Raw genomic sequence first — 25,351 nt, 5'->3', positions numbered from 1 at the left:
TGGTCAATCGATCTCTATCGTCTGGCATCCAGCAACCATCGGCTTGACCTCGCCAATGACGCAGGCCGACGCATAGCCCAGCTCGTGTAACGCGGCAACGCAGTCGTCGGCCTTGTCTGCCGGTACACCCGCGAGCAGACCGCCGGCGGTTTGCGGATCGAACAGCAAAGGGTATTTCGGATTGCGCGAGGCTTGCTCGACATCCGCGACCGCCCTGCGCAGCCGGATATTCTGCGGCTGCAGCGAAGAAAAGATCCCGGCCGCAACCGTTTCTGCCGCGCCGCCCAACACCGGCAGGCGATCGATATGCAGTCGCGCTGCTACGTTGGACGCAGTCAGCATCTCGACCAGGTGACCGGCAACGCCGAAGCCGGTCACGTCGGTGCAGGCCGTGACGGCGTAGCGCCGCAGACATTGTGCTGCCGCCTGGTTTGACAGCAGCATGTTGTCGATCGCCGCCTGAATCCAGCGCCCCTTGGCGCGCCCTCGCATATCGGCCGCCAACAGGGTGCCGGTACCAACTGGTTTGGTCAGTATCAGGGCGTTTCCCGGCTGCAGCCCGCCCTTGCGCAATACCGCGTCGGGATCGACCAGGCCGTTGACCGCCAAGCCGAATGCCAGCTCGCTGCCCTCGCCCGAATGGCCGCCGGCCAGCACCGCCCCGGTATGTGCCAGCATCTCGAGCGTACCGGCGAGCAGGTTGGCCAAGGTATCTTCCACCACCGCCTCCGCCGCATAGGGCACGGTCGCGATCGCCAATACCGAGTGCGGCTCGGCCCCCATCGCGAACACATCCCCCAAGGCATGGTTGGTCGCGATCTGGCCGAACACGAAGGCGTCGTCGATGAATGCGCGAAAATAGTCGACGCTCTGCACCAACGCCTTGCCCTCGGGCACGCGGAACACGACTGCATCGTCCGGGGCATCCAGGCCGATCTCGACCGCAGCGGTCGGCTGTGGTGGAAGCTGTTCGATCACCCGCGCCAGGGTGTCGCTGCCGACCTTGGCCCCACAACCGCCGCAACGCATCGCTGCGGCCGATAACGTTTCGATGGCCTGCTGATCGGCGACGCCGCCCAACTTCACAGAGACATCCAATGCAGGCATGGCCGGCAGTTCGGTGAACCGCTGCATGAAGCGACGGTCGATACCATCCTTGAGCGTCCACAACCACTTGCCTTCGAGTGACCAGCGACCGCGCGACGCGACGGCGTAGCGGTCTCCGGTACTGATCAGGCCGAGGAAGTCGCGTTGCGGGTGATACACCTTCAGCGGATCGCCTGCGATGTAGCGTCGCAGGTTCTCCGTCAGCACCGGGCCCTGGCGTACCGCGAACACGCCTGATTTAGGCCGCGGATCGATCATCGCCGCGATATCGCCGGCGGCAAAGACTTCGGGATGGCTGAGCGACTGCAGATGCGAATTCAGTCGGATGAATCCGTGTTCATCGGTTGCCAAGCCGGCCTCACCGGGCCAGGCGGCCGCCGCCGCGTCGGTGACCCACATCACGGCATCGGCCGGATACTCGGTGCCGCTGTCGTCCGCCAGACAAGTGTCGCTGACCCGGCTGACACGCCGTCCCGTGTACACACCGACGCCGCGCTGCTCGAGCACTCGCCGGAAGCGTCGCCGCACCCCGGCGCTGTGGGTATCGAGCACCTCGTCGGCCGCAGTGATCAACATGAACTGCAGCCGGCCCGGGTCGTCGCCTTGACGTTCGAGCATGCGCGTCAATCGATATTGTGTCGCCAGCGCCAGTTCGACGCCGCCGGCACCGCCACCAACGATGGCGATACGAAACGGCCCATCGCTCGTTGCCACCCTCTCCTGCAATCGCGTCCAGGCCGCAAGCCAGCGGTCGATCGGCTTGACCGGCAGGGTGTGGTCTTGCGCACTTTCGACACCGATCGTCTGCGGCCGCGAACCGATATTGATCGACAGCACGTCGTAGCGAATGCCCGGCCGATCACCGGCAAACACCAGCTTGCGTTCGAGGTCGAGGCGATCGACCGTCGCATGAATCAAGCGTGCACCGGCGAACCTGGCCAACGGTGCGAGATCGATGTGGCAATCGTCGTAGTCGTAGTGTCCGGCGATATAGCCGGGCAGCATGCCCGAGTAGGGGGTATGGATATCGCGCGTAATCAAGGTAAGACGAATGCCCGGCATCGGTTGCATGCCGAAGCGCCTCAAGACCGCGACGTGCGCATGACCTCCGCCAACCAACACAAGGTCGTGAACGATGGGTGTTGCGGGAGACTGCATGGCGTTTACTGTGATCGTGGCATTAAACGTGATGGTCGGACATCAGGCAGGCAGTCGCTGTACGGCAACGGTGCCGCGACATGTGCACCAGCGCGCGCACGCCGGTAAGCAAATTTCACAGCACGACAGCCATCTCAGGCGACGGCCGGCCTATGTGGTAACCCTGGGCGAAATCGACACCGAATGCCTCGAGCAGGATCAAGGTATCGAGATCTTCGACAAACTCGGCCACCGTCACCTTGCCCAGCCCCTTCGCCACATCGGTCAACGCCTTGACGAACAGCTGGTCTTCTTCACTGCTCTTGAGGTTCTGAATGAAGGCGCCATCGATCTTGACGATGTCGACCGGCAGCTGCTTCAGATAGGCAAACGAGGAGAAACCGCTGCCGAAATCATCGAGCGCGAAACGGCAGCCCAATGCCTTGATCTCGCGCATGAACGAAATCGCATCCTGCACATTGGCCACCGCTGCGGTTTCGGTGATTTCGACGATCAGGTTGGATGGATCGATGCGGCTTTCCTGAAGCTGTCGCTGGAACCAGACCAGCAGCGAAGGATCATCGAGCACGCGGCCCGACAGGTTGACCGCCAGCGACAGCTTGGTGTTCTCGGTGATGCGGTCGATGGCTTTGCGAATAACCCAACGGTCGATCTCGTGGATCTGGCCGGACTGCTCGGCGACCGGAATGAAGTTGTCGGGGAAGACCAGATCGCCCTTGGTGTCGCGCATGCGCACCAGCGTTTCATAGCGCGTGACCCGATGTTCACGAATATCGTAGATCGGCTGGTAATGCAGTTCGAATGCATCCTCGATCAAAGCTTGGTTGATGCGTTCACGCCACTTCGCCCGCGACGCCAGCAGTTCCTTGGCGAGCTCATCGGGCGAGTACATATGCCAGCGACCGCCGCCGGCCTCCTTGGCCTGATACATCGCCATGTCGGCGTTGGCCAGCAGATCGTTCAGGTTCTTGCCGTGATCGGGAAACAAGGTGATACCGATACTGCAGCTCACTTTGTGCATCCGGCCGCTGGACGAAAAATCGAGCAGCTTCATCTCATGCTGCAACTTGTTCGCCATGTAGATCGCTTCTTCGGCGCCGCTTTCCGGCAGCACCAGGGCGAATTCATCACCGCCGAGGCGGGCCAGGATGTCGGAGTGGCGTACCGTATCGCGCAGGGCGCTCGACACCAGCAACAACAAGGCATCACCGGCTTGGTGGCCACTCAGGTCGTTGACGAACTTGAACTGGTCGAGGTCGAGAAACAGCAAGGCGCCGGTGCGCTGATAGCGCACGCCGAGCGCCAGGATACGATCGAAGATCTCCTGGAACCGCCGGCGGTTGAACAGGTTGGTCAGCGGATCGTGATCCGCCAGCCACACGAGGTTCTGCTCGGCCTCGGTACGCGCCTCGAGCGCGGTTTCCAGATCGTCGGCAAGATGCTGTACCGAGTCCACCACCACATCGATCTCGTCGGCGACGATGTTGCCGCTGCGCACCGGCAAGGCATCGCGCAACGCTTCGAACTTGCTTCGTCCGAGTGCAGGCAATGCGGTAACCAGCTGGCGGATGCGGTTCATCGGCTTCCACAGGAACAGCATCAGGATCGCACCGGTCGCGATCAGACCAAACACACCGGCAATCACGATGATGCGATTGGCCTGATCGAGTTGCGCCAGGTCGTTGCTGATCGGACTGACCACCAGAAACGCCGTGCCCTCGCCGGCCGCCCGGTCATGGCCGAGCAGACAGGCAAACCACTGGTTGCGGAGCTGGACAAACACCGTCTCGTCGGTCAGTTCGTCGAAGGTATAACGTTGCTGGAGCAACTGCAGCACATCGTAGGTGATGGCCGGGTGCGACAGTGCCGGCACCGCGACCTGCCAGCGTGCAAGATAACGCTGCCGATTCTGCCCGGCAGAGTCGGCCTGCCTTGGCTGCTGTACCAGCACGGCGACCTCGGAACCCGACAGTCGCTGAAAGTGCAGGATGCCGTCGGCGATCGAACGGCTCAACACCAACACACCGCCGCGCAATGCGCCTTCGAGTTGCGGTACGGCAAGTGTCAGCACGCAATTTTGTGTGCAGTCGATACGCCCGGCCGGTGCGTCTGTTTCGGCGGCCTGCCGGGCGAGCCGCGCATGCCCTTCGCGATCATAGTTGCTCGCCCAGGCATAACGCAGCCGCGTGCTGCTATCGAAGAAAGACAGCGAAGTGATGCCCCACTCCAGACCCAACAAAGCGCTATGGCGGTCGAGAACGGCACGCAAGCGTTCGTCTTCGCTGGCCGCCTGCGAATGATCGCCGAGCAGTGGAATAAAGCTGGCGAAGCTGGTCAGCAAATCATAGTCACGCTGTAGCAAACCGGAGATGGTTCGCTGCTGCTGATGCAGCAGGTCACGCTTCTGCTGAAAGAACTGTTCGTTCGACTGACGGTAGGCGACGTAGATGATCAGCGAATTGACGACGATGAGCACCACGCTGACAACGATGCCCACTTTCCACTTCAGGCTGACAAAACGTGGCGTCTTCTGCGGACGCTCCTCGCGTTGTTCGTCCATCAGCGATCCCGTTCAAAAGCGATACGAGGCGAGGAACGAAAACATCTCCCAATCGCGGTCTCTGGCCAGCGGGTCGGGATTCTCTCTGGTCGATAATGTCCAGGTACCGTCACTCCATTGATACTCGGCACGCAGCATGAAGCTGGGTGTGACATCCCAGCGCAATCCAACCATCCAATCCTTTTGAAAGAAGTTGGACGGCGGCAACAAGCCTCCGGAAAGTGCTGACTGTTCGCGGCCACGGTGATCGTCCTTTGCACTGTATCCTTCACTGTAGCGGACCACCCACTCCAGATCATCACGTATCAGATAGCTCCCTTGCAGATAGTACCCCTGGACGGTACTGTCTTTGAGATCCAGCGGTGGACCGAAATTATCGAAATCCACCGGCTCTTCCATGTATTCGGCCGTCAGGCTCCAGCGCTCGGCGTTGTATTGAGCGGAAACCACCCAATACAGGAAATCCAGATCACCCGACCCGATCGGATCGAATCGGTCGCGATCGAACTCCATCTTGCTCTTGGCGGCACTCACGCCAAACCGCCAGCTGCCGCTGGCCGACTCGAACATCGCACTGGCCAGGTACGATGCGCCGCGCGGTTCCAGTTCTCCCCCGAAGTCGGTGCCCAGATAGGAGATCTCGACGTTCTTGTCGACCGACCCCTGGCCCACACCGACGTTTACGTGCAACTGCCCGAGGTCGGTATGCCACTTGCCGTACAGGTGCACACTGTCCGACGACAGGAACAAGTTACGCACCGCGTCGAAATAGACCTGCTGCGGTAGAAAGATGCTCGGCCGCGTAAACGCCACATCGCGGGTCTCATTGTACAGGCCGAGGGTGTTCTTGACCCGACCGACCAACACGCCGTACGAGTGGTCTTCGGTATTCTCGAAATTCCAGTCGATCAACGCGTAGTCAACCGTTGGCGAACCATCATACATGTCACCGGCACGACGCGACAGCAATTGGCCGGACAGCAGCAGCGATGGCGTGACCTTGTACGATGCATTGATCCCTATCTCGGTGAATTCGAAACTGCCGTCCTCGCTGTCGCCGAAGAAACTGTTGTCGCTGGTATCGACGTAGCCTTGCGTAATGAAACCGTGTACCTGGATGTCGTCCTTGGCCGTACTGCCTTCCGCCCACGCCGCGGGCACGCCGGCCAACACCGAGGCGATGGTGAGCCCGAGCACAGCCCTAGCGAACAGAAAGTTTGTGTACCGTTTCATCGATCATCTCGCTCGACAGGTACCCGACGGCACCTGGCGTTGTGGCAATCCTGTATAACATCTCTTGCTCATTGGCGACCGTTTCCGGCGCCTGTCCGGTACCCGTGTACACCTGGCGATCCCAAACCCGCCGGAGCTGTCGTGGATACAGACTCAGGGTGTGTTTGGCGAACGTCCGGTGAACATTATGATTATCGGGCAGCACAAAAACGCGTACCTCGGTACCGTTTGGCCATTGTGCGAGCTGGTGACTGAACACCAGGCGCGCGGTATTCAGCGACACGGCATCCAAACCAACAGACGAATTGGCGATGGCGACGGGTTCAGCGACCACGCAGGATGAACAGCCTATCGTCAGGAACAGGCCGAGGATGGCAGGCAGTCGGGCGTTGATTGAAGGTATAAACACGATGACTGCGCGGTGGCCGTCAGCTCGACCGGCACACCCGTGTGCCTGTTGGTAACCGTCGCGCGCCCACGCTTGTCGCTCCCCTCTCGCCAGACTTGTTAACGAAATCCCTCAGAAATATTAGGACAAAGCGTCAAAACAGCAACCAAGGCGGCTGCGGGCGCTCATTGCGAGCGCCGGGGGATGGCGTACGGCAGAGGTCTATTGGCCGATCGGTTTGTGCTGGGCGGTCTCGCGACGGACTTCGTCGAAGATACTGACGAGATCGCTGTGCCAACGACCCAATTGGATCTGCATCTCCTGACCGGGGAAGTAAGGCGCGAGCGCCTCCGGGTTCATGATCGCCAGCAGTGTTTCATCTTTTTCGGCGATCACCGCCATCTTCAACGGCAGGTACGACACGATTTCCGGGTATTTCTCAGTGAGGTGTCGCACCTCATCGGCCTTACCGAAAAACACGACGCGATAGAAGTCCGACTTGTAGCCGAAATCTTTCATGCCGCCGTCGCACAGTTGCAGATGCGCGATCGTGTAGCCGTGTTCCTCGATACTCTCTTTGAGGTATTCAAGAACGATCTCGGCACGTAGCGGCATCCGACCCATCAGCATATTGTCCGCCTGCGCAATCGCAGGAATGAACAATGCGCCAAGCAATAAGCAAACGAAACTCAGGCGACGGATCATAGGGTCACCTCGTCGACGATCTCAGTGAATGTCTCTTCCATGCGGTCCCACAGGCCGACCAGTTCATCGTTGTTGAACCAGCGCGAGACGACACGCAGATTCGGCACGACGAGCAGAACGCTGCCGTCCTTGCGCTCCAGAATGCTGATTCGACAGGGCAACACGGTGCCGAGCCGCGGCTCGATCTTCAACATGCCGTACATCACGTTGAAGTTGCAGAAGCGCACGCCAACCTGGCGCGTGTTCATGCTGAACTCATCGACCAGGCCCTGCTCGATGTAGCGGTCGGGGAAGATGCGGAAGTTGGCACCGGTCAATGCAGCCTTGACGTTGCTCACGGTGGTATCGAAGTCGTACGGCGACTCGTAGACATGGGTCGGACGTTCATCTTCGTCGAGCGCCTCGACCTGACGTTCCTGTTCTTCGAACGAGCGCACATAGGCGACCAGGTCGTTGATCTCGGATTCCTGCAATCGATCATGGCCGAACGACGGCATGCCGGAGAGCCGGCGACCATTGATGATCACCTGCTTGATCATCTGATCCGACGCCGAAGCCAGGAATCCGCTGTTGGAGATAGAGGCAGGCATGACGAGGAACGTGCGCTCGCGCGACAGCGTCACACCGGTACCCTCGCCTTCACCGCTGCCATCTTCGCCATGACATTTCACGCAGTTCTCGGTGTAGAGCTTTTCGCCATTGGCTGCGTCACCGACGACCGGTTCGTCGGTGAAGGTGCGCGCCACCGTACCGGAGCTGTCACGCAGGAATTTCACGATCGCATCGACCTGTGCGTCGCTCATCTTCTGAAAGGCCGGCATCACGCGGCCGGGGCGCCCCAGACGGATGGTTTTGCGCAGGTACAGGTCGGAAACATCCGAGAGCTTGGCATTCATCAGCGGCAGACCGATACCGCCCTGGCCTTCCATCTGATGACAGGCGCTGCAGTGTTCTTCATACAACGCTTGGCCGTTGGGCGCGGCCAGCAGCAACGCGGGGCTGCCGATCCCCGACAACAGGGCGCCCGCAAGGACCAGGTAACGTCGCAAACTCATCCTTCAAACCCGCAAGTCAGCATTTATTGCATCGCAATATTAGCGGCTACTGATGGAAAAGTTTAGACCTAATAGCTTGAGGCGGGTCAGAAAGCGCCGATTTGGCGCCCGCCATCACGATACGTCGGCCAGATCGCCGCGCTCCTGCAGCCAGGCCTTGCGGTCGGAGGCGCGCTTCTTGGCGAGCAGCATGTCCATGATCTGATTGGTGTCGTCACCCGACTCCACGATCAACTGGACCAAACGACGCGTGTCCGGATGAATGGTGGTCTCACGCAGCTGCGCCGGGTCCATCTCGCCCAGCCCCTTGAAACGCGACACGCTGATCTTGCCTTTGACCTTTTCGGCGGCGATGCGATCGAGCACGCCCTGGCGCTCGTGGTCGTCGAGCGCGTAGAACTTCTGCTTGCCGACATCGATGCGGAACAGCGGCGGCATCGCAACGTACACGTGCCCTTCTTGAACGAGCTTTTTGAAGTGGCGCACGAACAGTGCGCACAGCAGGGTCGCGATATGCGCACCGTCGGAATCGGCGTCGGCCAGGATGCAGACCTTGCCGAAACGCAGCTTGGAAAGATCATCGCTGCCCGGCTCGACACCGATCGCCACCGAGATGTCGTGCACCTCCTGCGACGCCAATACCTCGGCCGAGTCGACCTCCCAGGTATTCAGGATCTTGCCGCGCAACGGCATGATCGCCTGGAAGTTGCGATCGCGCGCCTGCTTGGCCGAACCGCCGGCCGAATCGCCCTCGACCAGAAACAGTTCGGTGCGCGATGCGTCGTCCGACAGGCAGTCCGCCAGCTTGCCCGGCAGCGCAGGCCCCTGCGTCACCTTCTTGCGCACCACCTTGCGCCCGGCGCGCTGACGCGCCTGCGCGGCGTTGATCGCCATGTCCGCAATCCGCTCGCCGATCTCGGTATGCTGGTTGAGCCACAGGCCAAACGCATCCTTGACCACCCCGGTAACGAACGGCGCGCATTCACGCGACGACAACCGCTCCTTGGTCTGACCGGAGAACTGCGGGTCGACCAGCTTCACCGACAACACATAGCTGACGTTGGCCCACACATCGTCGGGGGCGAGCTTCACGCCGCGCGGCAGCAGGTTGCGAAACTCGCAAAACTCGCGCACCGCCTCGGTCAGCCCGGTGCGCAAGCCGTTGACGTGCGTCCCTCCCTGCGCTGTAGGAATCAGGTTGACGTAACTCTCGGCGACACCTTCGCCGCCTTCCGGCAGCCAGGCAAGCGCCCAATCGGCGGCCTCATCATTGCCGCTGCTGCTGCCGACGAAGGCCTCTTCAGGCAGCATCGGCAAACCACTGAGCGCATCACACAGATAGTCTTTCAGTCCGTCTTCGTAACACCATTCGTCGGCCTCGGCCTCGCCTTCCTGCTGAAAACGGATCAGCAAGCCGGGGCACAGCACCGCCTTGGCGCGCAGCAGGTGGCACAACTGGCGCACGCTGAATTTGGGTGAGTCGAAATACTTCGGATTAGGCCAGAAGTGTATGCGTGTGCCGGTATTGTTCTTACCGACCTTGCCGACCTCTTCGAGGTCCGACTTTTTATCGCCGTCGGCGAACGCGATGTTGTATTCCTTGCCGTCGCGTTTGACCCACACTTCGAGGTGCTTCGACAGTGCGTTGACGACGGACACGCCTACCCCGTGCAGACCGCCCGAGAACTGGTAGTTCTTGTTCGAGAACTTGCCGCCCGCATGCAGCTTGGTCAGGATGACCTCGACCCCGGGAATACCTTGTTGCGGATGGATGTCGACCGGCATGCCGCGACCGTCGTCGCTAACCTCGATCGAGCCGTCTTTGTAGAGTGTTACCTCGATCTTCTTGGCGTGACCGGCGATCGCCTCATCCACGCTGTTGTCGATCACTTCCTGCGCCAGATGGTTGGGGCGTGTAGTGTCGGTATACATACCGGGACGCTTGCGTACCGGCTCAAGTCCGCTCAATACCTCGATGGCCGAGGCGTCATAGGCGCTCATCGTTCTAGGGATACCCGTGGGCGTGGATTACTGGGACATGAAATATTCGCGGCGGAACTCGCCGGTCAGGTAATCGCGAATCTCACCTGCCGTACGTGTTCCGCGGATACCGCAGAAATAGTCTTTCATCAGTTCGAAGCGGTAGTTGCCGTTGCGGTTGGCGTTGACGAACTGCCAACGCGGCCGCTTGGCCTTGGTGACCGGCGGATCGCGCTGCGGATTGGCGTAGGCGTAGACCTTGTTCTCACCGGTCGCACAGCGAAAACCTTCGAAGGTTCCGCTTTCCGAACCGGACTGGCTACGGATCCACAACCAGACACGGATCACATCGTCGTTCTCGTTGACATCGATCCGCGATTTGTCGATGAACAGGGTGAAGCCTTCCGGCAGCTGGTCGAGCTTTATCTGGCTCAGATTGTCCGGCTGCGGCACCGCCAGCACTTCCGTCTCATTCTCGATCCACGGGATGTCCTGGCTGTCGTCGTATTCGAACTCGCCTTTGCTGACTTCGTCGCGGTATTCGTAATAAGGATCGATGATGAGATCCTTCGCCGCGGCGTTCATAGGCATTAAACAGGTGAAGCCGGCGACGGTAATAACGGCGGCCAGCCATCGAAATCCGAGTGTATTTGTCATGGCGGCGATTTTACCGCGCGAAGGCGCCTTCTTGCATCCGTCGGGTTTACGCCGGACGCTCCGTTGCGTTAGCTTAGTCACATTGACAGGAAACGGCATGAGCAAGAAGAAAACCGAACCGGCATCGTTCGAAGAATCGCTCGCAGAGCTCGAAGCCCTGGTCGAAAAAATGGAGGGCGGCGAGATGACGCTCGACGAGTCGCTCGGCGCCTTTGAGCGCGGAATAGCGCTGACAAAACATTGCCAGCAGGCACTGCAGGCGGCCGAGCAGAAGGTCGAGATCCTCACTGCCAATACCCCCGACGCGCCCACCGAGCCGTTCGACAATGACGCTTGATCCGGCTTTCCAGGTCTTTCTCGGCGATTGCCGGGTGCGTGTGGAACGCGCACTGGATAGCTGGCTGCCCCCCGATTCGACACAGCCCACTAAGCTGCACAGCGCGATGCGCTACGCGACACTCGGTGACGGCAAGCGGGTGCGCCCGGTGCTGGTGTATGCCGCGGGTCAGGCGTTCGGCGCGCAGCCCGAATGCCTCGACGGCGCGGCCTGCGCGGTCGAACTGATCCACGCCTATTCGCTGGTGCACGACGACCTGCCGGCGATGGATGACGACGACCTGCGGCGCGGCCGGGCCACTTGCCACAAAGCCTTCGACGAGGCGACCGCAATCCTGACCGGCGACGCACTGCAGACCCTGGCGTTCAGGGTGTTGTGCAACGACGACAGCCTGTGCGTCGATCATCACGACCGGCTGCGCATGCTGGCCGAACTGTCTCATGCCAGCGGTTCGCGCGGCATGGCCGGTGGCCAGGCGCTCGACATGGAGGCGACCGGCAAGGAGATCGATCTGGCCCAGCTGGAAGCGCTGCACATCCACAAAACGGGCGCTTTGATCGTTGCCAGCGTGCGCCTCGGCGCCTATGCGGCCGGTGCCTCGCACGACGACCGGCTTGCCGGCCTCGAACATTTCGCCCGCTGCATCGGCCTGGCGTTCCAGGTGCATGACGACGTGCTGGATATCGAGGGCGAGACCTCTGTCCTGGGCAAAACCCGCGGCAAAGACGCCGCGACAGACAAAGCCACCTACCCGGCGCTGATCGGCCTCGACGGCGCACGCGACATGGCGGCCCGGCTGATCGACGAAGCGCTCGACAACATCGCCGGGTTCGACAAAACGGCCGATCCGCTGCGCCAATTGGCGCGCTACATCATCGGCCGCAAGCGCTAGCGGACGTCGGCAGGGCCTGCCCCCGATCCACTAATCCGCCCCCAAAACATAGCGATGGCGTCTTTTCCATTAGCGGGCGATAATACGCGGCTCCGCCACACCTTTTGCGGTGTTTTGTTGTGACGCCGGCGGCAGATATAATTCTGAGAAAATCACTCAACTATTGAGGTGGGACCGGGTCCCGCGAACTCGACATGACCGTAGCCAATCCGAAACCGACAATCGGTGCCGAGATCGAAGATGTGCAGAGCAGCGCGGATACCCGCCGTATTGCCATCAACAAGGTCGGCATCAAAGACATTCGCCATCCGGTACGCGTGAAAGACCGCACCGAAGGTGAACAGCACACGGTCGCCACGTTCAGCATGTATGTGTTTCTGCCGCACAATTTCAAAGGCACACACATGTCGCGCTTCGTCCAGATCCTCAATAGTCACGAGCGCGAGATCTCGGTCGAATCGTTCAAGGAGATGCTCAGCGAAATGGTCGATCGCCTCGAGTCCGAGCGCGGCCATATCGAGATGACCTTCCCCTTCTTCGTCAACAAGAAGGCACCGATCTCCGGTGTACAGAGCCTGCTCGACTACGAAGTGACCCTGATCGGCGAGATCCGCAACGGCAAGCCCGAGATGTACATCCGGGTGATCGTACCGACGACCAGCCTGTGCCCGTGCTCCAAATCCATTTCCGATCGCGGCGCACACAACCAGCGTTCACACGTCACGCTGACTGTGCGCACCTGTGATTTCGTCTGGATCGAAGAACTGATCGACCTGGTCGAGAAAGAGGCCTCGTGTGAACTGTACGGCCTGCTGAAGCGTCCGGACGAGAAGTACGTGACCGAACGTGCCTACGACAACCCCAAGTTCGTCGAAGACACGGTGCGCGACGTGGCCGCCCGCCTGAACGCCGACGACCGCATCTGCGCGTACACCGTCGAGGCGGAAAACTTCGAGTCGATCCACAATCACTCTGCCTACGCCCTGATCGAGCGCGACAAGGAAGCGGAACAAAAAGCCGCCGAGTAAATCGCCGCTCAGTACTTGGTGCGCAGGATCAGCAGATTCTCGCGCTGATCGATGTCGAAGCGTTTGAGTACATTCATGCCCAGCAACACGTTGCGCGGGCTATCGCCGCTGATCACAACGGCGCGCACATTGTCGAAACGCACACCGTTGACCGATAGCGAACGCAACGTCACCTCGTGACCCTCGGCGAAGCCGGACGCGGTAGACACGCCGATACGCCGACCGTCGACCCGGTGCTGTAAACCCAGGCGCTCGGCCTGCGGCTCACTCATCGCGATGCTGGTGGCGCCGGTATCGACCAGAAAGTTCACCGGCTGACCATTGATCAAACCGTCGACGAAGTAGCCTTCTCGCGGGTCTTTCAGAATACGGATCTCACGCCGCTCGCGCTTCTGGTAGTTCGCACTGATGCGAGAACCCAGCTTCAGTTCCTGGCGTTCGCCATCGATCTCAACCACCGCCTTGGCCGGCGAGGCACTGATCAGACGCACCCCGGCAGGCCCGGTCTGACCCGCTGCCAGCACCTTACGCTTGCCATCGATGTCCAGCATCGCCTTGTCGGGGAACAGGGCCAAAACCTGAACCGAAGGGCCGGCCAAGGCCGAACCCGCCAGCAACGCGACGGCGGCCAGTGCCAACAGGTGAAGCCGCACCGTCATAGCCACAACGCCAACAGTTGCAGGCAGGCAGCCGCGAAGACCCCCGCCACCAGATCGTCGAGCATGATACCCAGCCCACCGCCGACCTGACGGTCGAGCCAACCGATCGGCCAGGGCTTCCAGATATCGAACAGCCGAAAAAACACGAAACCCAGCACGATCCACAACCAGCCGGCCGGCGCGGCAAACATCGTCACCAGGTAACCGGCGATCTCGTCCCACACGATGCCGGGGTGATCGTGTACGCCCAGGTCGCGGGTGGTCTTGTCACACAACCAGATGCCGACGCCGATCACCACGGCCAACACCGCGCCGTAGGTAACCAGCGACAGATGCGACAGCGGCAGATAGAACGCCACGGCCAGAATCGTACCCATGGTGCCCGGCGCCTTGGGCGTGCAGCCCGCACCCAGGCCGAACGCCAGCATATGCACCGGGTTTCCCGGGGTCGGTTTCGGCAGCGTTTCAGGATCGGAAATGGTCGAACCCATCGGGGGTCTCCAAGCTTTCGTGGCCATCCGGGTAGACCAGCACAATGCCTTGTTCATCGACCAGCACGCCGATTTCTTGTATCGCGTGCCCGGCCTTGCGGCAGTCCGCCAGCAGATCGGCGACCTTGGCTTTGGCGACACTGAACAGCAGTTCGTAATCATCCCCCCCGGCCAGGGGATGGCGCCAGTCGCCATTATCGCAGGCTTGGCGAACAGCATCCGACAGCGGCAGTCGCGCCAGGTCAATGCGCGCACCCACCCCGCTCGCCGCGCAGATGTGTCGCAGATCGCCGATCAGGCCGTCGGAGATGTCGATTGCCGCACTCGCCCGGCCTGCCAATAACCGCCCCAGCGTCACGCGCGGCGCGGGCCTGTCGAGTTGCTGCTGCAGCGCGGGATCAGGGGCGCTACTGCCCGATTGAAGCTGCGCGAGGGCCAGCGAGGCGTCGCCCAGCGTACCGCTGACCAGCAGGCGATCGCCGGGGCGCGCACCCGCACGCCGCAGCGCACTGCCGGGCGCGACAAAACCGTGAACCTGCACGGTAATACTCAGCGGCCCGCGAGTGGTGTCGCCGCCGACCAGGTCGACGTCGTATTCAGCAGCGAGCCGACTGAATCCGCGCATGAAGGCGGCCAGCCAACCGGTGTCGGCATTCGGCAGGGTCAGCGCCAGGGTCACCCAGGCAGGTTCGGCACCCATCGCGGCCAGATCGCTGAGGTTGACCGCCAGCGCCTTGTGGCCGAGCGCCTCGGGGTCGGCACCGGCGACGAAATGCCGACCTTCGACCAGGGTATCCATGCTGACGGCGAGTTCCTTGCCGACCGGCACCTGCAGCAGCGCGCAGTCGTCGCCGATGCCGAGGGACACGTCATCACGTGCCGGCGTGGCGTCGGCGAAGAATTGTCGGATCAGGTCGAACTCGGATTCGGCCAAGCCCGGCTGTCAGCGCCGCGACGCTGCCTCCATCGGGCGCAGCGAGCGTGCGGCCTTGTCGAGCACACCGTTGACATAGCGATGGCCTTTTTCGGCGCCGAAGGTCTTGGCCAGTTCCACCGCCTCGTTGATCACCACGCGATAAGGAATCTCGGGATGTTCGAGCAGTTCATAGGCACCCAGGCGCAGAATCGCCCGCTCGACCGGATCGACTGCTTCGAGCGAGCGGTCGACACACGGCGCCAGCGCCGCGTCCAACTCGGCCAGACGGGTCGGCACCGAGCGCACCAGTTCGGCAAAATAATCGGTGTCGAACTTCTTGGCGTCCTGTTCGATCATGAAATGGTTGATGATGGCGGAGATGTCCTGGCCGGCCATCTGCCATTGGTACAGCGCCTGGATGGCCAGACTGCGTGCGCGGCTGCGCTGCCGGCTCACTTCCCGCTACCCCTTACAGTTCGCGCAGCAGGTTGACCATCTCGATGGCCGATGCCGCTGCCTCACCGCCTTTATTGCCGGCCTTGGTACCGGCGCGCTCGATGGCCTGCTCGATCGTGTCGACCGTGAGCACACCGAACGCGATCGGCACACCGTGCTTGAGCGTGACCTGCGCCATGCCCTTCACGCATTCGCCGGCAACGTATTCGAAGTGCGGCGTGCCGCCGCGGATGACGGCGCCGAGGGCGACGATGGCATCGAACTCGCCCTTCGCCGCGATCTTTTCCAGCACCAAAGGCATCTCGAAGGCACCGGGCAGACGCACCACGGTGATATCTTCCTCGGCCGTACCGTGGCGCTTGAGGGTGTCGATCGCGCCGGCTTCCAGGCTGTCGACCACAAAGCTGTTCCAGCGCGCGACTACCACGCAAAAACGCGCATTGGTGACGGTCAGGCCGCCCTCGATCGTCTTGATACTCATGCAGATTTCCTCTTCGACGCCTGTCGCGCCGAGCTACTCGGTACTAACAAACTCGACCACTTCCAACTCGAAGCCGGCCAAGGCATGCAGGTGTTTGGGCGCGCTCATCACGCGCATCTTGCGCACCCCCAGATCGACCAGGATCTGTGCGCCGACGCCGATGGTACGCAGATCATCGTCGTCGCCTTTTCTGCGATCAGGGATCTGATCGTCCACACCGTGCCATTTGTAATCCTGGATACGATGCACGATATCGCGCGCCGTATCGTAATTGCGCAGCACCACGATAACGCCTTCGCCCTCTTCCGACACCTGGTCCATGACCCGGCGCAGCGGCCAGCCGCAGTCGCGGGTGCTCTCGAACAGATCGCACAGGCTGTTCTGCACGTGCACGCGCACCAGCGTCGGTCGGTCCGGGCTGATCTCGCCTTTGACCAGGGCCAGGTGGATGTCGTTGCCGATCACGTCCTGGTAGGCCAGCAACTGGAAATCGCCACGCTTGGTCGGCAGATTGCACGAGGTCACCCGCTCGACGGTCTTCTCGTTCTTGATCCGGTACTGGATCAGGTCGGCGATGGTGCCGATCTTAAGATCGTGCTCGGCGGCGAACTTCTCCAGGTCGGGACGGCGCGCCATGCTGCCGTCTTCGTTGAGGATCTCGACGATCACCGAGCTCGGCGAAAGCCCCGCAAGGCGCGCCAGATCGCAGCCCGCCTCAGTATGGCCGGCACGCACCAGCACCCCGCCGGGCTGGGCCATCAGCGGAAAGATGTGGCCCGGCTGGACCAGGTCCTGCGGTTGGGCATCGGCCTTGACCGCGGCGAGCACCGTGGTGGCGCGGTCGGCGGCCGAGATGCCGGTGGTCACGCCCTCGGCGGCCTCGATCGACACGGTGAAGTTGGTCGATGCGAGCTGATCGTCGCTGTTGACCATCAGCGGCAGACGCAGTTGGCGGCAGCGCTCCTTGGTCAGCGTCATGCAGATCAGGCCGCGGCCGTACTTGGCCATGAAATTGATCGCTTCGGGCGTGGTCTTTTCCGACGCGAGGATCAGATCGCCCTCGTTTTCGCGGTTCTCATCATCCATGATGATGACCATGCGGCCCTGGCGCATGTCTTCGATGATTTCTTCAGTAGTATTCAGAGCCATGATAATGCGACGAATTCGGCAAACGGTGCAGTTTAACAGTAGAGCCACCCCCAATGACAGAATCTGAGGGCGTCATCCAGTACAAACTCGACTACCGGCCCGGCCCGCTACCGGCCGACGCCGACCTCAAACCGTTGTTCGACTGGTTTGGCCGCTGCCGCGCACGCGAGCTGATCGGCCAGTCGCGGGGTCGCTACGGCGGCTACGCCTACGGCAACATCAGCCTGCGCATCGCGCACGGCTTCATCATCACCGGCACCCAGACCGGCGGAAAGAACCGGCTGAGCGATCAGGACCTTGCGTGGGTGCACGATTTCGACATCGACGCCAACGCCCTGTCGGCAAGCGGCCCCACCCCGCCCTCGTCCGAGGCGATGACGCATGGCCAGATCTACCGGGCATTGCCGCATGCCAATGCCGTGATCCACGTCCACACCCCTGTGATCTGGACGAATGCACAGCGACTCGGGCTGGCACAGACCGACCCCACGGCCGGCTACGGCACACCCGCGATGGCAGCCGAAGTCGACCGCCTGGTGCGCGCCGATGGCGCACCCGCCAAGGGCATCTTCTCGATGGGCGGACACGAAGACGGCATCGTGGCCTACGGCAAAGACCTCGACGAGGCCGGCGAACTACTGCTCGCCACCTACCAACGCGTTGCTTGAAACGCGGCGTGCGGCGTCGATAACGGCAAGAGACGAGCCGTTACATAGCCGCGAAACCGCTGCCCGGCTGCATGCAGCCCATGAGACAATAAGACTTGCCTGGCAACGGCGTGCAATACCGATCGTGCCAGCGCAATGATCACCCCAGGTAGACACCGGAACGGCTGTGAACACATCCGACAAGAAAACAATTTCGCTGGTCCTCGGCAGCGGCGGCGCGCGCGGCCTGGCGCACATCGGCGTTATCCGGGCGCTGGAGCGCAACGGCTGGAAGATTGGTGCCATTGCCGGCAGCTCGATCGGCGCACTCATCGGCGGCTTCTATGCCGCCGGCAAGCTCGATGAGTATGCCGAATGGGTCGAAGAACTGACCGAATTCAACGTGCTGCGCTATCTCGACATCGCCTGGCGCGGCGCCGGTATGCTCAAGGGCCAGATGATCATGGAGACGCTGCAGGATTTCGTCGGCCGTCACAAGATCGAAGACCTGCCGACCCCGCTGACGATCGTTGCGACCGACGTACTCGCACGCAAAGAGGTCTGGTTGACCAAGGGCGACCTGTTCGACGCCATCCGCGCGTCGATTGCCGTTCCCACGGTTATGACACCACACATGATCAACGGCCGCCCCCTGCTCGATGGCGGCATCCTGAATCCGGTGCCGATCGCCCCAACGCTGCAGGATCCGACCGACGCGGTGATCGCGGTGAGCCTGTCCGGCGTACCGAAGCACATGGGCGGCAGCAACCGGCTGCAAAGACGGGAAATGAAAACGCCGCAGAAACCCGCCAGGGAGAAACACCGCTACCAGAAGAAGATCGAGGAGTTCATCGACCAGTTGCAGGAACGCCTCGGTTTCGACAACGACGAGACAGAGCAAGGGCCGAACCTGTCGATCACCGATACGGCGCTGTTATCGCTCGACGCCATGCAGGCCAGCATCGCGCGCTGCATGCTCGCCGCCTACCCGCCGGACCTGTTGATCGAGATCCCGATCGACACCTGTGGGGCACACGAGTTCTACCGTGCCGCAGAGGTGATCGCGGCCGGTGAATACTGGGCCCAGGTCGCGCTCGATCGCTTCTCGGCCGACAACGGCCAACTTCCGAATCACGATTAGACGGGCTGGCAGGCTGCGCGTCAGCCCTTAAGAAAGCCCGTTCGCGCCAGCAGGTCCATGTCGATCGATCCAGCACCTGGTTCGGCCGCCTTGTCGCCGAGCAACAGGCGTTCGAGATAGCGTGCCACCAGGTCCACCTCGAGATTGACCTTACTGCCGACGCCATAGCCACCCATGATGGTTTCCTGCAGGGTGTGCGGCACGATATTCAGTTCGAAACGGCAACCGTCGACGGCGTTGACAGTCAGGCTGGTGCCGTCGACCGTGATCGAACCCTTGTGTGCGATGTAGCGCGCCAACTCCGTCGGCGCCTCGATCGAAAACCGCACCGAACGCGCATCGTCGTGGCGCTCGACGACCTTGCCCAGACCGTCGACATGCCCGCTAACCAAATGACCACCGAGGCGCGTCGCCAGGGTCAACGCCTTTTCCAGATTGACCTTGCTGCCTGAGCCGAGCTGGCCGAGGCTGGTCAATGACAATGTTTCGCGCGACACGTCGGCCACGAAACCGTCGCCGGGCAGATCGACCGCCGTCAGGCACACGCCATTGACCGCGATGCTGTCGCCCAGCTCGACATCCGACAGATCCAGCTTGCCGGTCAGAACGCGCAGACGCACGTCGCCGCCGCGCTGCTGCAGATCGGCGACCTCGCCAATGGCCTGGATGATTCCCGTGAACATAGACTGCCTCCGGCGTTACTGCTCGAGATAAAAGAATGTTACGCGTTCGACGCGGCGCAGACGATCTCGATCAATCGCGCGCCAGTGGGCGCAGTGTCAGACGCAGGTCGGCACCGACCCGGCGCACATCGGCAAACTCAAGCGCCACCCGTTGCGCCATGCGTTCGATACCCGGCAGGTGCACCAGGCCACGCGCGGCATCCCCCATCAGGTGCGGCGCCATGTACACGATCAACTCGTCCACGATGCCTGCCGACAGGGCACTGCCGGCGAGCGTGGCGCCGCTCTCGATCAACAACTCGTTGATACCGCGCTGCGCCAGCGCCTTGAGCAACGCCGTCAGATCGATACGTCCGCCCAGTTGCGGCAGACGCAACACGTCGGCACCGGCGGCACGCAGTTCGTCTTCGCTGTCTTGCGACGCGCCCTGACCGCAGACGATCAGTACGTCGCCCGCCAGTTGCAGCAGGCGGGCACGCGGCAAGGTGCGCAGCCGGGTATCGAGCACGACGCGCAGCGGCTGACGCAGATAGGCTTCAGACTCGACGCCCGGCAGATCAGCCACCGGCAGGCGAACGTTCATCGACGGATCGTCTGCCATGACGGTCAATACGCCGGTCAGCACCGCGCTGCTGCGCGCGCGCAGCAATTGCACATCGCGACGCGCATCCTCGCCGGTGATCCATTTGCTCTCGCCGCTGGCCATCGCGGTGCGCCCGTCGAGGCTCATCGCCAACTTGCAGCGCACCAGCGGCACGCCGCTTGTCATGCGCTTGACGAAACCGGGGTTGAGCGCCATGGCATCCGCTTTGAGCAGGCCCACATCTACCGAGATGCCGGCATCGCGCAGGCGTTGCAGACCGTCACCGGCGACTTGGGGATTGGGGTCGGTCATGGCCGCGACAACGCGCGCCACGCCCGCTTCGATCAGGCCATCGGCACACGGCGGTGTGCGACCGTGGTGTGAGCACGGTTCGAGCGTGACATAGGCCGTGGCGCCGCGTGCGGCATCGCCGGCGGCAGCCAGCGCGATGCGTTCGGCATGCGGCTCACCGGTCTTGCGGTGCCAGCCCTCGCCGACCACCCGCCCGTCTCTCACCAGCACGCAGCCGACGCGCGGATTGGGATCGGTGGTGTACAGGCCGCGTTCGGCCAGGCGCAGTGCGCGCGCCATGTAACGATGATCGTCGTCGTTAAATACGGCGGTCATTTTTCCGGATCGAGCAGGTCGAGCTGGTGACGCCGCGCCTCGGGCGACAGCTGCTTCTCCAGCTTCTCGATCTCTTCGCGAAACGCGTTGACGTCTTCGAACTGGCGGTAGACCGAGGCAAAGCGCACGAAGGCGACCTGGTCCAAGCCCTTGAGCTCATCCATGACCAGCTCGCCGATCTTGCGCGAAGACACCTCGGCCTCACCGCCGGCCATCAGTTTACGCATGATGTGATTGATGGCGGCATCGGTGGCCTCGGTCGAAACGGGACGCTTTTCGAGTGCGCGTTCGATGCCGGCGCGCAGCTTGCGCCCATCGAAGATAACCCGCCGCCCGTCGCTCTTGACCACCCGCGGCAGGTTCAACTCGGCGCCTTCGTAGGTCGTGAAGCGTTCCTTGCAAACGGTGCATTCACGGCGACGCCGCACCTGGTCGCCGTCGCCGTGCAGGCGCGAGTCGACGACCTTGGTGTCCTGGGCGCCGCAGAAGGGGCAACGCATCGTTCAGTTCCCGACCTGTCTCGTCATCCGGTCGCAGCTTGTGCCGCTGAGGCTCAGCGATAGACCGGGTAGTTGCTGCAGATGGTCAACACCTTGTCTTTGACCTTGGCGATGACCTCATCACTGCCGCGCGCGTCGATCACATCGCACATCCAGCCCGCCAGGTCGCGGCACTCGTTTTCGCCGAAGCCACGCGTGGTGACGGCCGGCGTGCCGACACGGATACCCGACGTGACGAACGGCGATTGCGGATCGTTGGGCACGGCGTTTTTGTTGACCGTGATGTTGGCCGCGCCCAGCCAGGCGTCGACGTCTTTACCGGTCAGGCCGGCCTCGATGAAGCTGACCAGGAACAGGTGATCGTCGGTACCCTTGGATACGACATCGTAGCCGCGATCCATGAACACCTGCGCCATGACCTGCGCGTTCTTGACGACCTGCTTCTGATATTCGACGAACGCCGGCTCCATCGCCTCTTTGAACGCTACCGCCTTGGCCGCGATGGCATGCATCAGCGGGCCGCCCTGCCCACCGGGGAAGACCGCCGAGTTGAGCTTCTTCTCGACCTCTTCATTGGCTTTGGCCAGGATCAGGCCGGCACGCGGGCCGCGCAGGGTCTTGTGCGTCGTCGTCGTGGTGACGTCGGCGATTTGAACCGGGCTCGGGTAGATGCCGGCAGCGACCAGACCGGCGATGTGTGCCATGTCGACGAACAGGTAGGCTCCGACCTCGTCGGCGATGGCGCGGAAGCGCTGCCAATCGACGATGCGCGAGTAGGCCGAGAAACCGGCGATGATCATCTTCGGCTTGTGCTCACGCGCGAGTCGCTCGACCTCGTCGTAATCGATCTCGCCGGTCTCCGGATTCAGGCCATACTGCACGGCGTTATAGATCTTGCCGGAAAAGTTCGGCTTGGCGCCATGCGTCAGGTGGCCGCCATGCGCCAGGCTCATACCGAGGATGGTGTCGCCCGGCTGACACAGCGCCATGAACACCGCCGAGTTGGCCTGCGAGCCGGAGTGCGGCTGCACGTTGGCATAGTCGGCGCCAAACAGCTTCTTGGCACGATCGATAGCGAGTTGCTCGGCCTTATCGACGTATTCACAGCCGCCGTAATAACGCTTGGCCGGATAACCTTCGGCGTACTTGTTGGTCAGCACCGAACCCTGGGCCTCCATCACGCGCGGGCTGGTGTAGTTCTCGGAGGCGATCAGTTCGATGTGTTCTTCCTGCCGACGCTCCTCGGCTTTGATGGCTGCAAAAAGCTCGTCATCGTAGCCTTCAATCTTCATGTCTTTGCTGAACATCGACCACCTCGTCTCGCGTGTATTCAAAATGCAAACGGCCCCTGTACGGGGCCGCTCGGCCGGAGCAGCCAAAAGGCCCCGGGGAAACGGAAAGTCTGATGGAGAACAGGGATACCGTCAACCCGGCCGGAATGGGGTGTCGGCGGCCCCGAAAACGAAAAAAGCGGCGCCTGACGGCCGCCGCTTGTCTCGCGATGTATGGGGTGGACGATGGGGCTCGAACCCACGACCACTGGTGCCACAAACCAGGGCTCTACCAACTGAGCTACGCCCACCATTGAACCGGTTTTGCTCGATGCGTGCATCGAACCAGGCCCGTTCAGCCTGTTTTTGCGATCACCCCGCGGGATGAATGGCGCCCCGAGGAGGATTCGAACCCCCGACCTACGGATTAGAAGTCCGTTGCTCTATCCAACTGAGCTATCGGGGCCGTATTCAGGAATGTACCCGAAAATTGGTCCGTGCTGTCAGCCGGGCATTGCACATGGCCCGCTGGCACCACTTAAATCTGGTCGGGGTAGAGAGATTGCAAAATGCTGTCCTGCATTTTGCCCTGCGGGCCGGCCTGCGGCCGTCAAAAACGACGTCCTGTCGTTTTTTCTACGAAATACTTCCTGCATTTCGCCCTATGGGCCGGCCTGCGGCCGTTAAAAACGACGTCCTGTCGTTTTTTATCAAACTCCCTTCGGGAGTTCTCATCTCTCTCGCCCTACCGTGCTGCCAGCCGGGCATTGCACATGGCCCGCCAGCAACACTCAAATCTGGTCGGGGTAGAGAGATTCGAACTCCCGACATCCTGCTCCCAAAGCAGGCGCGCTACCAGACTGCGCTATACCCCGAATAGGTCTTCGCCAATTTGCGAAGGCGCCATATGATACGGGCGGCCCACAATGGCGTCAATCGAGGCGAGGCACTCTGGTATCATGCCGGTTTGCCCCTCGAATTGCCGGACAGCACAGCAGGAAACCCGATGAGCGCACAGATTCTCGACGGCAAGGCCATCGCCGCCGACCTCCGCGAAAAGATCAAGCACCGCGTCGCCGAGCGGCTCGCCTCCGGGCAGAGCGCTCCGGGTCTTGTGGTGGTGCTGGTCGGCGAAAACCCGGCATCCCAGGTCTATGTGCGCAACAAACAGAAGGCCTGCGAACAAGTCGGCTTCCATTCCGAACTGATCGAACTCCCCAAGGAGACCAGCCAGGACGAACTCCTCCGACTGATCGACGAGCTGAACGGCCGCAACGAGGTCGACGGCATCCTGGTGCAGCTTCCGCTGCCTGAGCAGATCGACGAAGATGCGGTGACCGAGCGCATCCTGCCGACCAAGGACGTCGATGGGTTTCATCCGTACAACATCGGCCGCCTGGTGCTGCGCCAGCCGATCCTGCGCCCGTGCACGCCGAGAGGCGTGATGACGATGCTCGAACGCACCGGTATCGATCTGGTGGGTAAGGACGCGGTCATCATCGGGCAATCCAATATTGTCGGCCGACCGATGTTTCTCGAGCTGTTGATGGCACGTTGCACCGTCACCGTGTGCCACAGCAAGACCAAGGATCTGGCCGGCAAGGTCGGCGCGGCGGATATCGTCGTCGCCGCCGTCGGTGTTCCGAAGTTCGTCAAAGCGGATTGGGTAAAACCGGGCGCGATTGTGATCGATGTCGGCATCAACCGGCTGGATGACGGCACGCTGTGCGGCGACGTCGACACCGGCCCGGTCAGCGAGGTCGCCTCGTGGATCACACCGGTGCCCGGCGGCGTCGGACCGATGACCATCGCCACCTTGCTGGAAAACACGCTGCAAGCCGCGGAGCTTCACGCCGAGCAAAACGCCTGAGTCTGGCGAGCCGAATAGCACAGCCACCGGCTGCAGTGCCGGTTTTAAGCTTGGTTTAAGTCATTGCGTTCATCGTGTCGTTAGGGCCGGTTTAAAGCCCCAAAACGGCGGAACGAAACGACACAATGCACGCAAGCTCTCACGATCACCCGTCCTACGCGCCACGCGTCAAGCATAGCCTTGAAAAAGCCGAGGCCTACCTCGAGCGTCGCCCTGAAAAACATCGCAAGGAGATGCGGCTGATCGAAGCGGCGTTCGATTCGCTCGCGCCGATCCACACGGTACTCGATGCACCGTGCGGTGTTGGGCGCGCATCGATCTGGTTGGCACAACAGGGTTATGACGTCACCGGCGTCGATCTCGGTGAGGCTGCCCTGAGAGTCGCGGCTGAGCAGGTCAAAGCAGCCGGTGTTCACGTCAGAATCGAGGCACAGAATGTCTTCGACATGGCCTATGCAGACCGTACTTTCGACGCGGTCCTGTGTTTTCGTCTGCTGCATCACTTTGCCGACCCGGCCCAGCGTCGCGAGATGATCAAAGAGATGTGCCGCGTTGCCGACCGTTACGTGGTGATGTCGTACCACTCACCCTGGTCGATCGCCACCGTGAGACGCCGTATCCGCAACCGCATCAGCGGCAAACCAATACGGCAGCATCCGGCGTCGCGCGACGAGATGGTGTCGGCGTTCGCCGCAGAAGGTTTCACCCTTCACCATCACAGCGAATGGTCGCCGTTTCTGCACTCGCTGCAACTGGCGGTGTTCGAGCGTCGCTGAG

The 25,351-nt window shown here is 61.8% G+C and carries 25 protein-coding genes and 3 tRNA genes; 7 read left to right on the top strand and 21 right to left on the bottom strand.

The window, feature by feature from the left end; translation table 11 throughout:
* Window positions 1–3: 3 nt before the first annotated feature.
* From selD to B1781_RS05850, 8 genes are all read right to left on the bottom strand, one after another.
* Window positions 4–2,265, bottom strand: a complete 2,262-nt coding sequence (gene selD / locus B1781_RS05885; protein ID WP_078118765.1) for a selenide, water dikinase SelD — start codon at window positions 2,263–2,265, stop codon at window positions 4–6.
* 115 nt (window positions 2,266–2,380) lie between these two features.
* Entirely contained in the window at window positions 2,381–4,825 is a 2,445-nt protein-coding gene (locus tag B1781_RS05880; protein ID WP_078118764.1) for a bifunctional diguanylate cyclase/phosphodiesterase, read from the bottom strand.
* Between the two features lie 12 nt (window positions 4,826–4,837).
* The gene (locus tag B1781_RS05875) at window positions 4,838–6,058 is read right to left on the bottom strand and encodes a hypothetical protein (RefSeq protein ID WP_334223891.1); all 1,221 of its coding nucleotides are present in this window, start codon (window positions 6,056–6,058) and stop codon (window positions 4,838–4,840) included.
* On the bottom strand, window positions 6,027–6,467 hold the full coding sequence (locus B1781_RS05870; protein WP_125931940.1) for a hypothetical protein: 441 nt from the start codon (window positions 6,465–6,467) through the stop codon (window positions 6,027–6,029). The genes B1781_RS05875 and B1781_RS05870 overlap by 32 nt, the downstream gene beginning before the upstream one ends.
* Window positions 6,468–6,668: 201 nt before the next feature.
* Complete coding sequence (locus B1781_RS05865) at window positions 6,669–7,151, bottom strand: DUF302 domain-containing protein (RefSeq protein ID WP_078118763.1); 483 nt, start codon at window positions 7,149–7,151, stop codon at window positions 6,669–6,671.
* The gene (locus tag B1781_RS05860) at window positions 7,148–8,206 is read right to left on the bottom strand and encodes a c-type cytochrome (protein ID WP_078118762.1); all 1,059 of its coding nucleotides are present in this window, start codon (window positions 8,204–8,206) and stop codon (window positions 7,148–7,150) included. Before B1781_RS05860 ends, B1781_RS05865 begins: the two co-directional genes overlap by 4 nt.
* Before the next feature lie 114 nt (window positions 8,207–8,320).
* Entirely contained in the window at window positions 8,321–10,207 is a 1,887-nt protein-coding gene (gene parE / locus B1781_RS05855) for a DNA topoisomerase IV subunit B (RefSeq protein ID WP_078118761.1), read from the bottom strand.
* Window positions 10,208–10,234: 27 nt separating this feature from the next.
* Window positions 10,235–10,843, bottom strand: a complete 609-nt coding sequence (locus B1781_RS05850) for a CNP1-like family protein (protein WP_164513267.1) — start codon at window positions 10,841–10,843, stop codon at window positions 10,235–10,237.
* 97 nt (window positions 10,844–10,940) lie between these two features.
* Here B1781_RS05850 and B1781_RS05845 point away from each other — a divergent pair, with 97 nt between their 5' ends.
* The 3 genes from B1781_RS05845 to folE2 all read left to right on the top strand — a co-directional run bounded on the left by B1781_RS05845 (window position 10,941) and on the right by folE2 (window position 13,100).
* Window positions 10,941–11,180, top strand: coding sequence for an exodeoxyribonuclease VII small subunit (locus B1781_RS05845; protein ID WP_078118759.1), 240 nt, complete (start codon window positions 10,941–10,943; stop codon window positions 11,178–11,180).
* Entirely contained in the window at window positions 11,170–12,072 is a 903-nt protein-coding gene (gene ispA, locus B1781_RS05840) for a (2E,6E)-farnesyl diphosphate synthase (RefSeq protein WP_078118758.1), read from the top strand. The genes B1781_RS05845 and ispA overlap by 11 nt, the downstream gene beginning before the upstream one ends.
* Window positions 12,073–12,266: 194 nt before the next feature.
* Entirely contained in the window at window positions 12,267–13,100 is an 834-nt protein-coding gene (gene folE2, locus B1781_RS05835) for a GTP cyclohydrolase FolE2 (protein WP_078118757.1), read from the top strand.
* 8 nt (window positions 13,101–13,108) lie between these two features.
* On the opposite strand, the gene B1781_RS05830 is transcribed toward folE2, so the two are convergent.
* The 6 genes from B1781_RS05830 to ribBA are packed head-to-tail and all read right to left on the bottom strand — an operon-like array spanning window position 13,109 to window position 17,252.
* Window positions 13,109–13,759 carry a retropepsin-like aspartic protease family protein gene (locus B1781_RS05830; protein ID WP_078118756.1) on the bottom strand — a complete coding sequence of 217 codons (651 nt, stop codon included), beginning with the start codon at window positions 13,757–13,759 and terminating at the stop codon, window positions 13,109–13,111.
* The gene (locus tag B1781_RS05825; RefSeq protein ID WP_078118755.1) at window positions 13,756–14,250 is read right to left on the bottom strand and encodes a phosphatidylglycerophosphatase A family protein; all 495 of its coding nucleotides are present in this window, start codon (window positions 14,248–14,250) and stop codon (window positions 13,756–13,758) included. The genes B1781_RS05830 and B1781_RS05825 overlap by 4 nt, the downstream gene beginning before the upstream one ends.
* Window positions 14,225–15,184, bottom strand: coding sequence for a thiamine-phosphate kinase (gene thiL, locus B1781_RS05820; RefSeq protein ID WP_078118754.1), 960 nt, complete (start codon window positions 15,182–15,184; stop codon window positions 14,225–14,227). The genes B1781_RS05825 and thiL overlap by 26 nt, the downstream gene beginning before the upstream one ends.
* A gap of 9 nt (window positions 15,185–15,193) precedes the next feature.
* Entirely contained in the window at window positions 15,194–15,622 is a 429-nt protein-coding gene (gene nusB, locus B1781_RS05815; protein WP_078118753.1) for a transcription antitermination factor NusB, read from the bottom strand.
* A gap of 13 nt (window positions 15,623–15,635) precedes the next feature.
* On the bottom strand, window positions 15,636–16,103 hold the full coding sequence (gene ribH, locus B1781_RS05810; RefSeq protein ID WP_078118752.1) for a 6,7-dimethyl-8-ribityllumazine synthase: 468 nt from the start codon (window positions 16,101–16,103) through the stop codon (window positions 15,636–15,638).
* A gap of 33 nt (window positions 16,104–16,136) precedes the next feature.
* On the bottom strand, window positions 16,137–17,252 hold the full coding sequence (gene ribBA / locus B1781_RS05805) for a bifunctional 3,4-dihydroxy-2-butanone-4-phosphate synthase/GTP cyclohydrolase II (RefSeq protein WP_078118751.1): 1,116 nt from the start codon (window positions 17,250–17,252) through the stop codon (window positions 16,137–16,139).
* 53 nt (window positions 17,253–17,305) lie between these two features.
* Here ribBA and B1781_RS05800 point away from each other — a divergent pair, with 53 nt between their 5' ends.
* Both B1781_RS05800 and B1781_RS05795 read left to right on the top strand, forming a co-directional pair.
* On the top strand, window positions 17,306–17,920 hold the full coding sequence (locus B1781_RS05800) for a class II aldolase/adducin family protein (protein ID WP_078118750.1): 615 nt from the start codon (window positions 17,306–17,308) through the stop codon (window positions 17,918–17,920).
* 166 nt (window positions 17,921–18,086) lie between these two features.
* On the top strand, window positions 18,087–19,040 hold the full coding sequence (locus B1781_RS05795) for a patatin-like phospholipase family protein (RefSeq protein ID WP_078118749.1): 954 nt from the start codon (window positions 18,087–18,089) through the stop codon (window positions 19,038–19,040).
* A gap of 20 nt (window positions 19,041–19,060) precedes the next feature.
* Here B1781_RS05795 and B1781_RS05790 read toward each other — a convergent pair whose 3' ends face one another.
* The 7 genes from B1781_RS05790 to B1781_RS05760 all read right to left on the bottom strand — a co-directional run bounded on the left by B1781_RS05790 (window position 19,061) and on the right by B1781_RS05760 (window position 23,579).
* Window positions 19,061–19,723 (bottom strand): riboflavin synthase, encoded by a 663-nt coding sequence (locus tag B1781_RS05790; RefSeq protein WP_078118748.1) that lies wholly within the window; start codon window positions 19,721–19,723, stop codon window positions 19,061–19,063.
* Between the two features lie 70 nt (window positions 19,724–19,793).
* Complete coding sequence (ribD, locus tag B1781_RS05785) at window positions 19,794–20,933, bottom strand: bifunctional diaminohydroxyphosphoribosylaminopyrimidine deaminase/5-amino-6-(5-phosphoribosylamino)uracil reductase RibD (RefSeq protein WP_078118747.1); 1,140 nt, start codon at window positions 20,931–20,933, stop codon at window positions 19,794–19,796.
* Window positions 20,930–21,433: a transcriptional regulator NrdR gene (nrdR, locus tag B1781_RS05780; protein WP_078118746.1), complete on the bottom strand. Its 504-nt coding sequence runs from the start codon at window positions 21,431–21,433 to the stop codon at window positions 20,930–20,932. Before nrdR ends, ribD begins: the two co-directional genes overlap by 4 nt.
* Before the next feature lie 53 nt (window positions 21,434–21,486).
* The gene (gene glyA, locus B1781_RS05775; RefSeq protein ID WP_078118745.1) at window positions 21,487–22,740 is read right to left on the bottom strand and encodes a serine hydroxymethyltransferase; all 1,254 of its coding nucleotides are present in this window, start codon (window positions 22,738–22,740) and stop codon (window positions 21,487–21,489) included.
* A 199-nt stretch (window positions 22,741–22,939) separates the two neighbouring features.
* Window positions 22,940–23,015 (bottom strand) — tRNA-His (locus B1781_RS05770).
* 78 nt (window positions 23,016–23,093) lie between these two features.
* Window positions 23,094–23,170: transfer RNA gene (locus B1781_RS05765), tRNA-Arg, on the bottom strand.
* Window positions 23,171–23,502: 332 nt separating this feature from the next.
* A tRNA-Pro gene (locus B1781_RS05760) sits at window positions 23,503–23,579 on the bottom strand.
* A gap of 131 nt (window positions 23,580–23,710) precedes the next feature.
* Between B1781_RS05760 and folD the strand changes: the two genes are divergently transcribed.
* Window positions 23,711–24,574, top strand: coding sequence for a bifunctional methylenetetrahydrofolate dehydrogenase/methenyltetrahydrofolate cyclohydrolase FolD (folD, locus tag B1781_RS05755; RefSeq protein WP_078121941.1), 864 nt, complete (start codon window positions 23,711–23,713; stop codon window positions 24,572–24,574).
* Window positions 24,575–24,699: 125 nt separating this feature from the next.
* Window positions 24,700–25,350 carry a class I SAM-dependent methyltransferase gene (locus B1781_RS05750; RefSeq protein WP_078118744.1) on the top strand — a complete coding sequence of 217 codons (651 nt, stop codon included), beginning with the start codon at window positions 24,700–24,702 and terminating at the stop codon, window positions 25,348–25,350.
* Window position 25,351 lies beyond the last annotated feature (1 nt).

This window comes from Thiosocius teredinicola, from assembly GCF_002009425.1.
Classification (GTDB): domain Bacteria; phylum Pseudomonadota; class Gammaproteobacteria; order Chromatiales; family Chromatiaceae; genus Thiosocius; species Thiosocius teredinicola.
This window is presented reverse-complemented; position numbering and strand designations above follow the sequence as displayed.

Bases quoted from the DNA above. Each gene is read 5' to 3' on its own strand.
- ispA (WP_078118758.1), top strand. From the start codon at position 11,170: ATGACGCTTGATCCGGCTTTCCAGGTCTTTCTCGGCGATTGCCGGGTG.
- B1781_RS05830 (WP_078118756.1), bottom strand. From the start codon at position 13,759: ATGACGGTGCGGCTTCACCTGTTGGCACTGGCCGCCGTCGCGTTGCTG.
- B1781_RS05860 (WP_078118762.1), bottom strand. From the start codon at position 8,206: ATGAGTTTGCGACGTTACCTGGTCCTTGCGGGCGCCCTGTTGTCGGGG.
- B1781_RS05825 (WP_078118755.1), bottom strand. From the start codon at position 14,250: ATGGGTTCGACCATTTCCGATCCTGAAACGCTGCCGAAACCGACCCCG.
- B1781_RS05845 (WP_078118759.1), top strand. From the start codon at position 10,941: ATGAGCAAGAAGAAAACCGAACCGGCATCGTTCGAAGAATCGCTCGCA.
- selD (WP_078118765.1), bottom strand. From the start codon at position 2,265: ATGCAGTCTCCCGCAACACCCATCGTTCACGACCTTGTGTTGGTTGGC.
- ribD (WP_078118747.1), bottom strand. From the start codon at position 20,933: ATGACCGCCGTATTTAACGACGACGATCATCGTTACATGGCGCGCGCA.
- ribH (WP_078118752.1), bottom strand. From the start codon at position 16,103: ATGAGTATCAAGACGATCGAGGGCGGCCTGACCGTCACCAATGCGCGT.
- B1781_RS05880 (WP_078118764.1), bottom strand. From the start codon at position 4,825: ATGGACGAACAACGCGAGGAGCGTCCGCAGAAGACGCCACGTTTTGTC.
- B1781_RS05790 (WP_078118748.1), bottom strand. From the start codon at position 19,723: ATGTTCACGGGAATCATCCAGGCCATTGGCGAGGTCGCCGATCTGCAG.
- folD (WP_078121941.1), top strand. From the start codon at position 23,711: ATGAGCGCACAGATTCTCGACGGCAAGGCCATCGCCGCCGACCTCCGC.
- B1781_RS05750 (WP_078118744.1), top strand. From the start codon at position 24,700: ATGCACGCAAGCTCTCACGATCACCCGTCCTACGCGCCACGCGTCAAG.
- nrdR (WP_078118746.1), bottom strand. From the start codon at position 21,433: ATGCGTTGCCCCTTCTGCGGCGCCCAGGACACCAAGGTCGTCGACTCG.
- parE (WP_078118761.1), bottom strand. From the start codon at position 10,207: ATGAGCGCCTATGACGCCTCGGCCATCGAGGTATTGAGCGGACTTGAG.
- B1781_RS05865 (WP_078118763.1), bottom strand. From the start codon at position 7,151: ATGATCCGTCGCCTGAGTTTCGTTTGCTTATTGCTTGGCGCATTGTTC.
- B1781_RS05850 (WP_164513267.1), bottom strand. From the start codon at position 10,843: ATGACAAATACACTCGGATTTCGATGGCTGGCCGCCGTTATTACCGTC.
- B1781_RS05800 (WP_078118750.1), top strand. From the start codon at position 17,306: ATGACAGAATCTGAGGGCGTCATCCAGTACAAACTCGACTACCGGCCC.
- B1781_RS05875 (WP_334223891.1), bottom strand. From the start codon at position 6,058: ATGAAACGGTACACAAACTTTCTGTTCGCTAGGGCTGTGCTCGGGCTC.
- ribBA (WP_078118751.1), bottom strand. From the start codon at position 17,252: ATGGCTCTGAATACTACTGAAGAAATCATCGAAGACATGCGCCAGGGC.
- glyA (WP_078118745.1), bottom strand. From the start codon at position 22,740: ATGTTCAGCAAAGACATGAAGATTGAAGGCTACGATGACGAGCTTTTT.
- folE2 (WP_078118757.1), top strand. From the start codon at position 12,267: ATGACCGTAGCCAATCCGAAACCGACAATCGGTGCCGAGATCGAAGAT.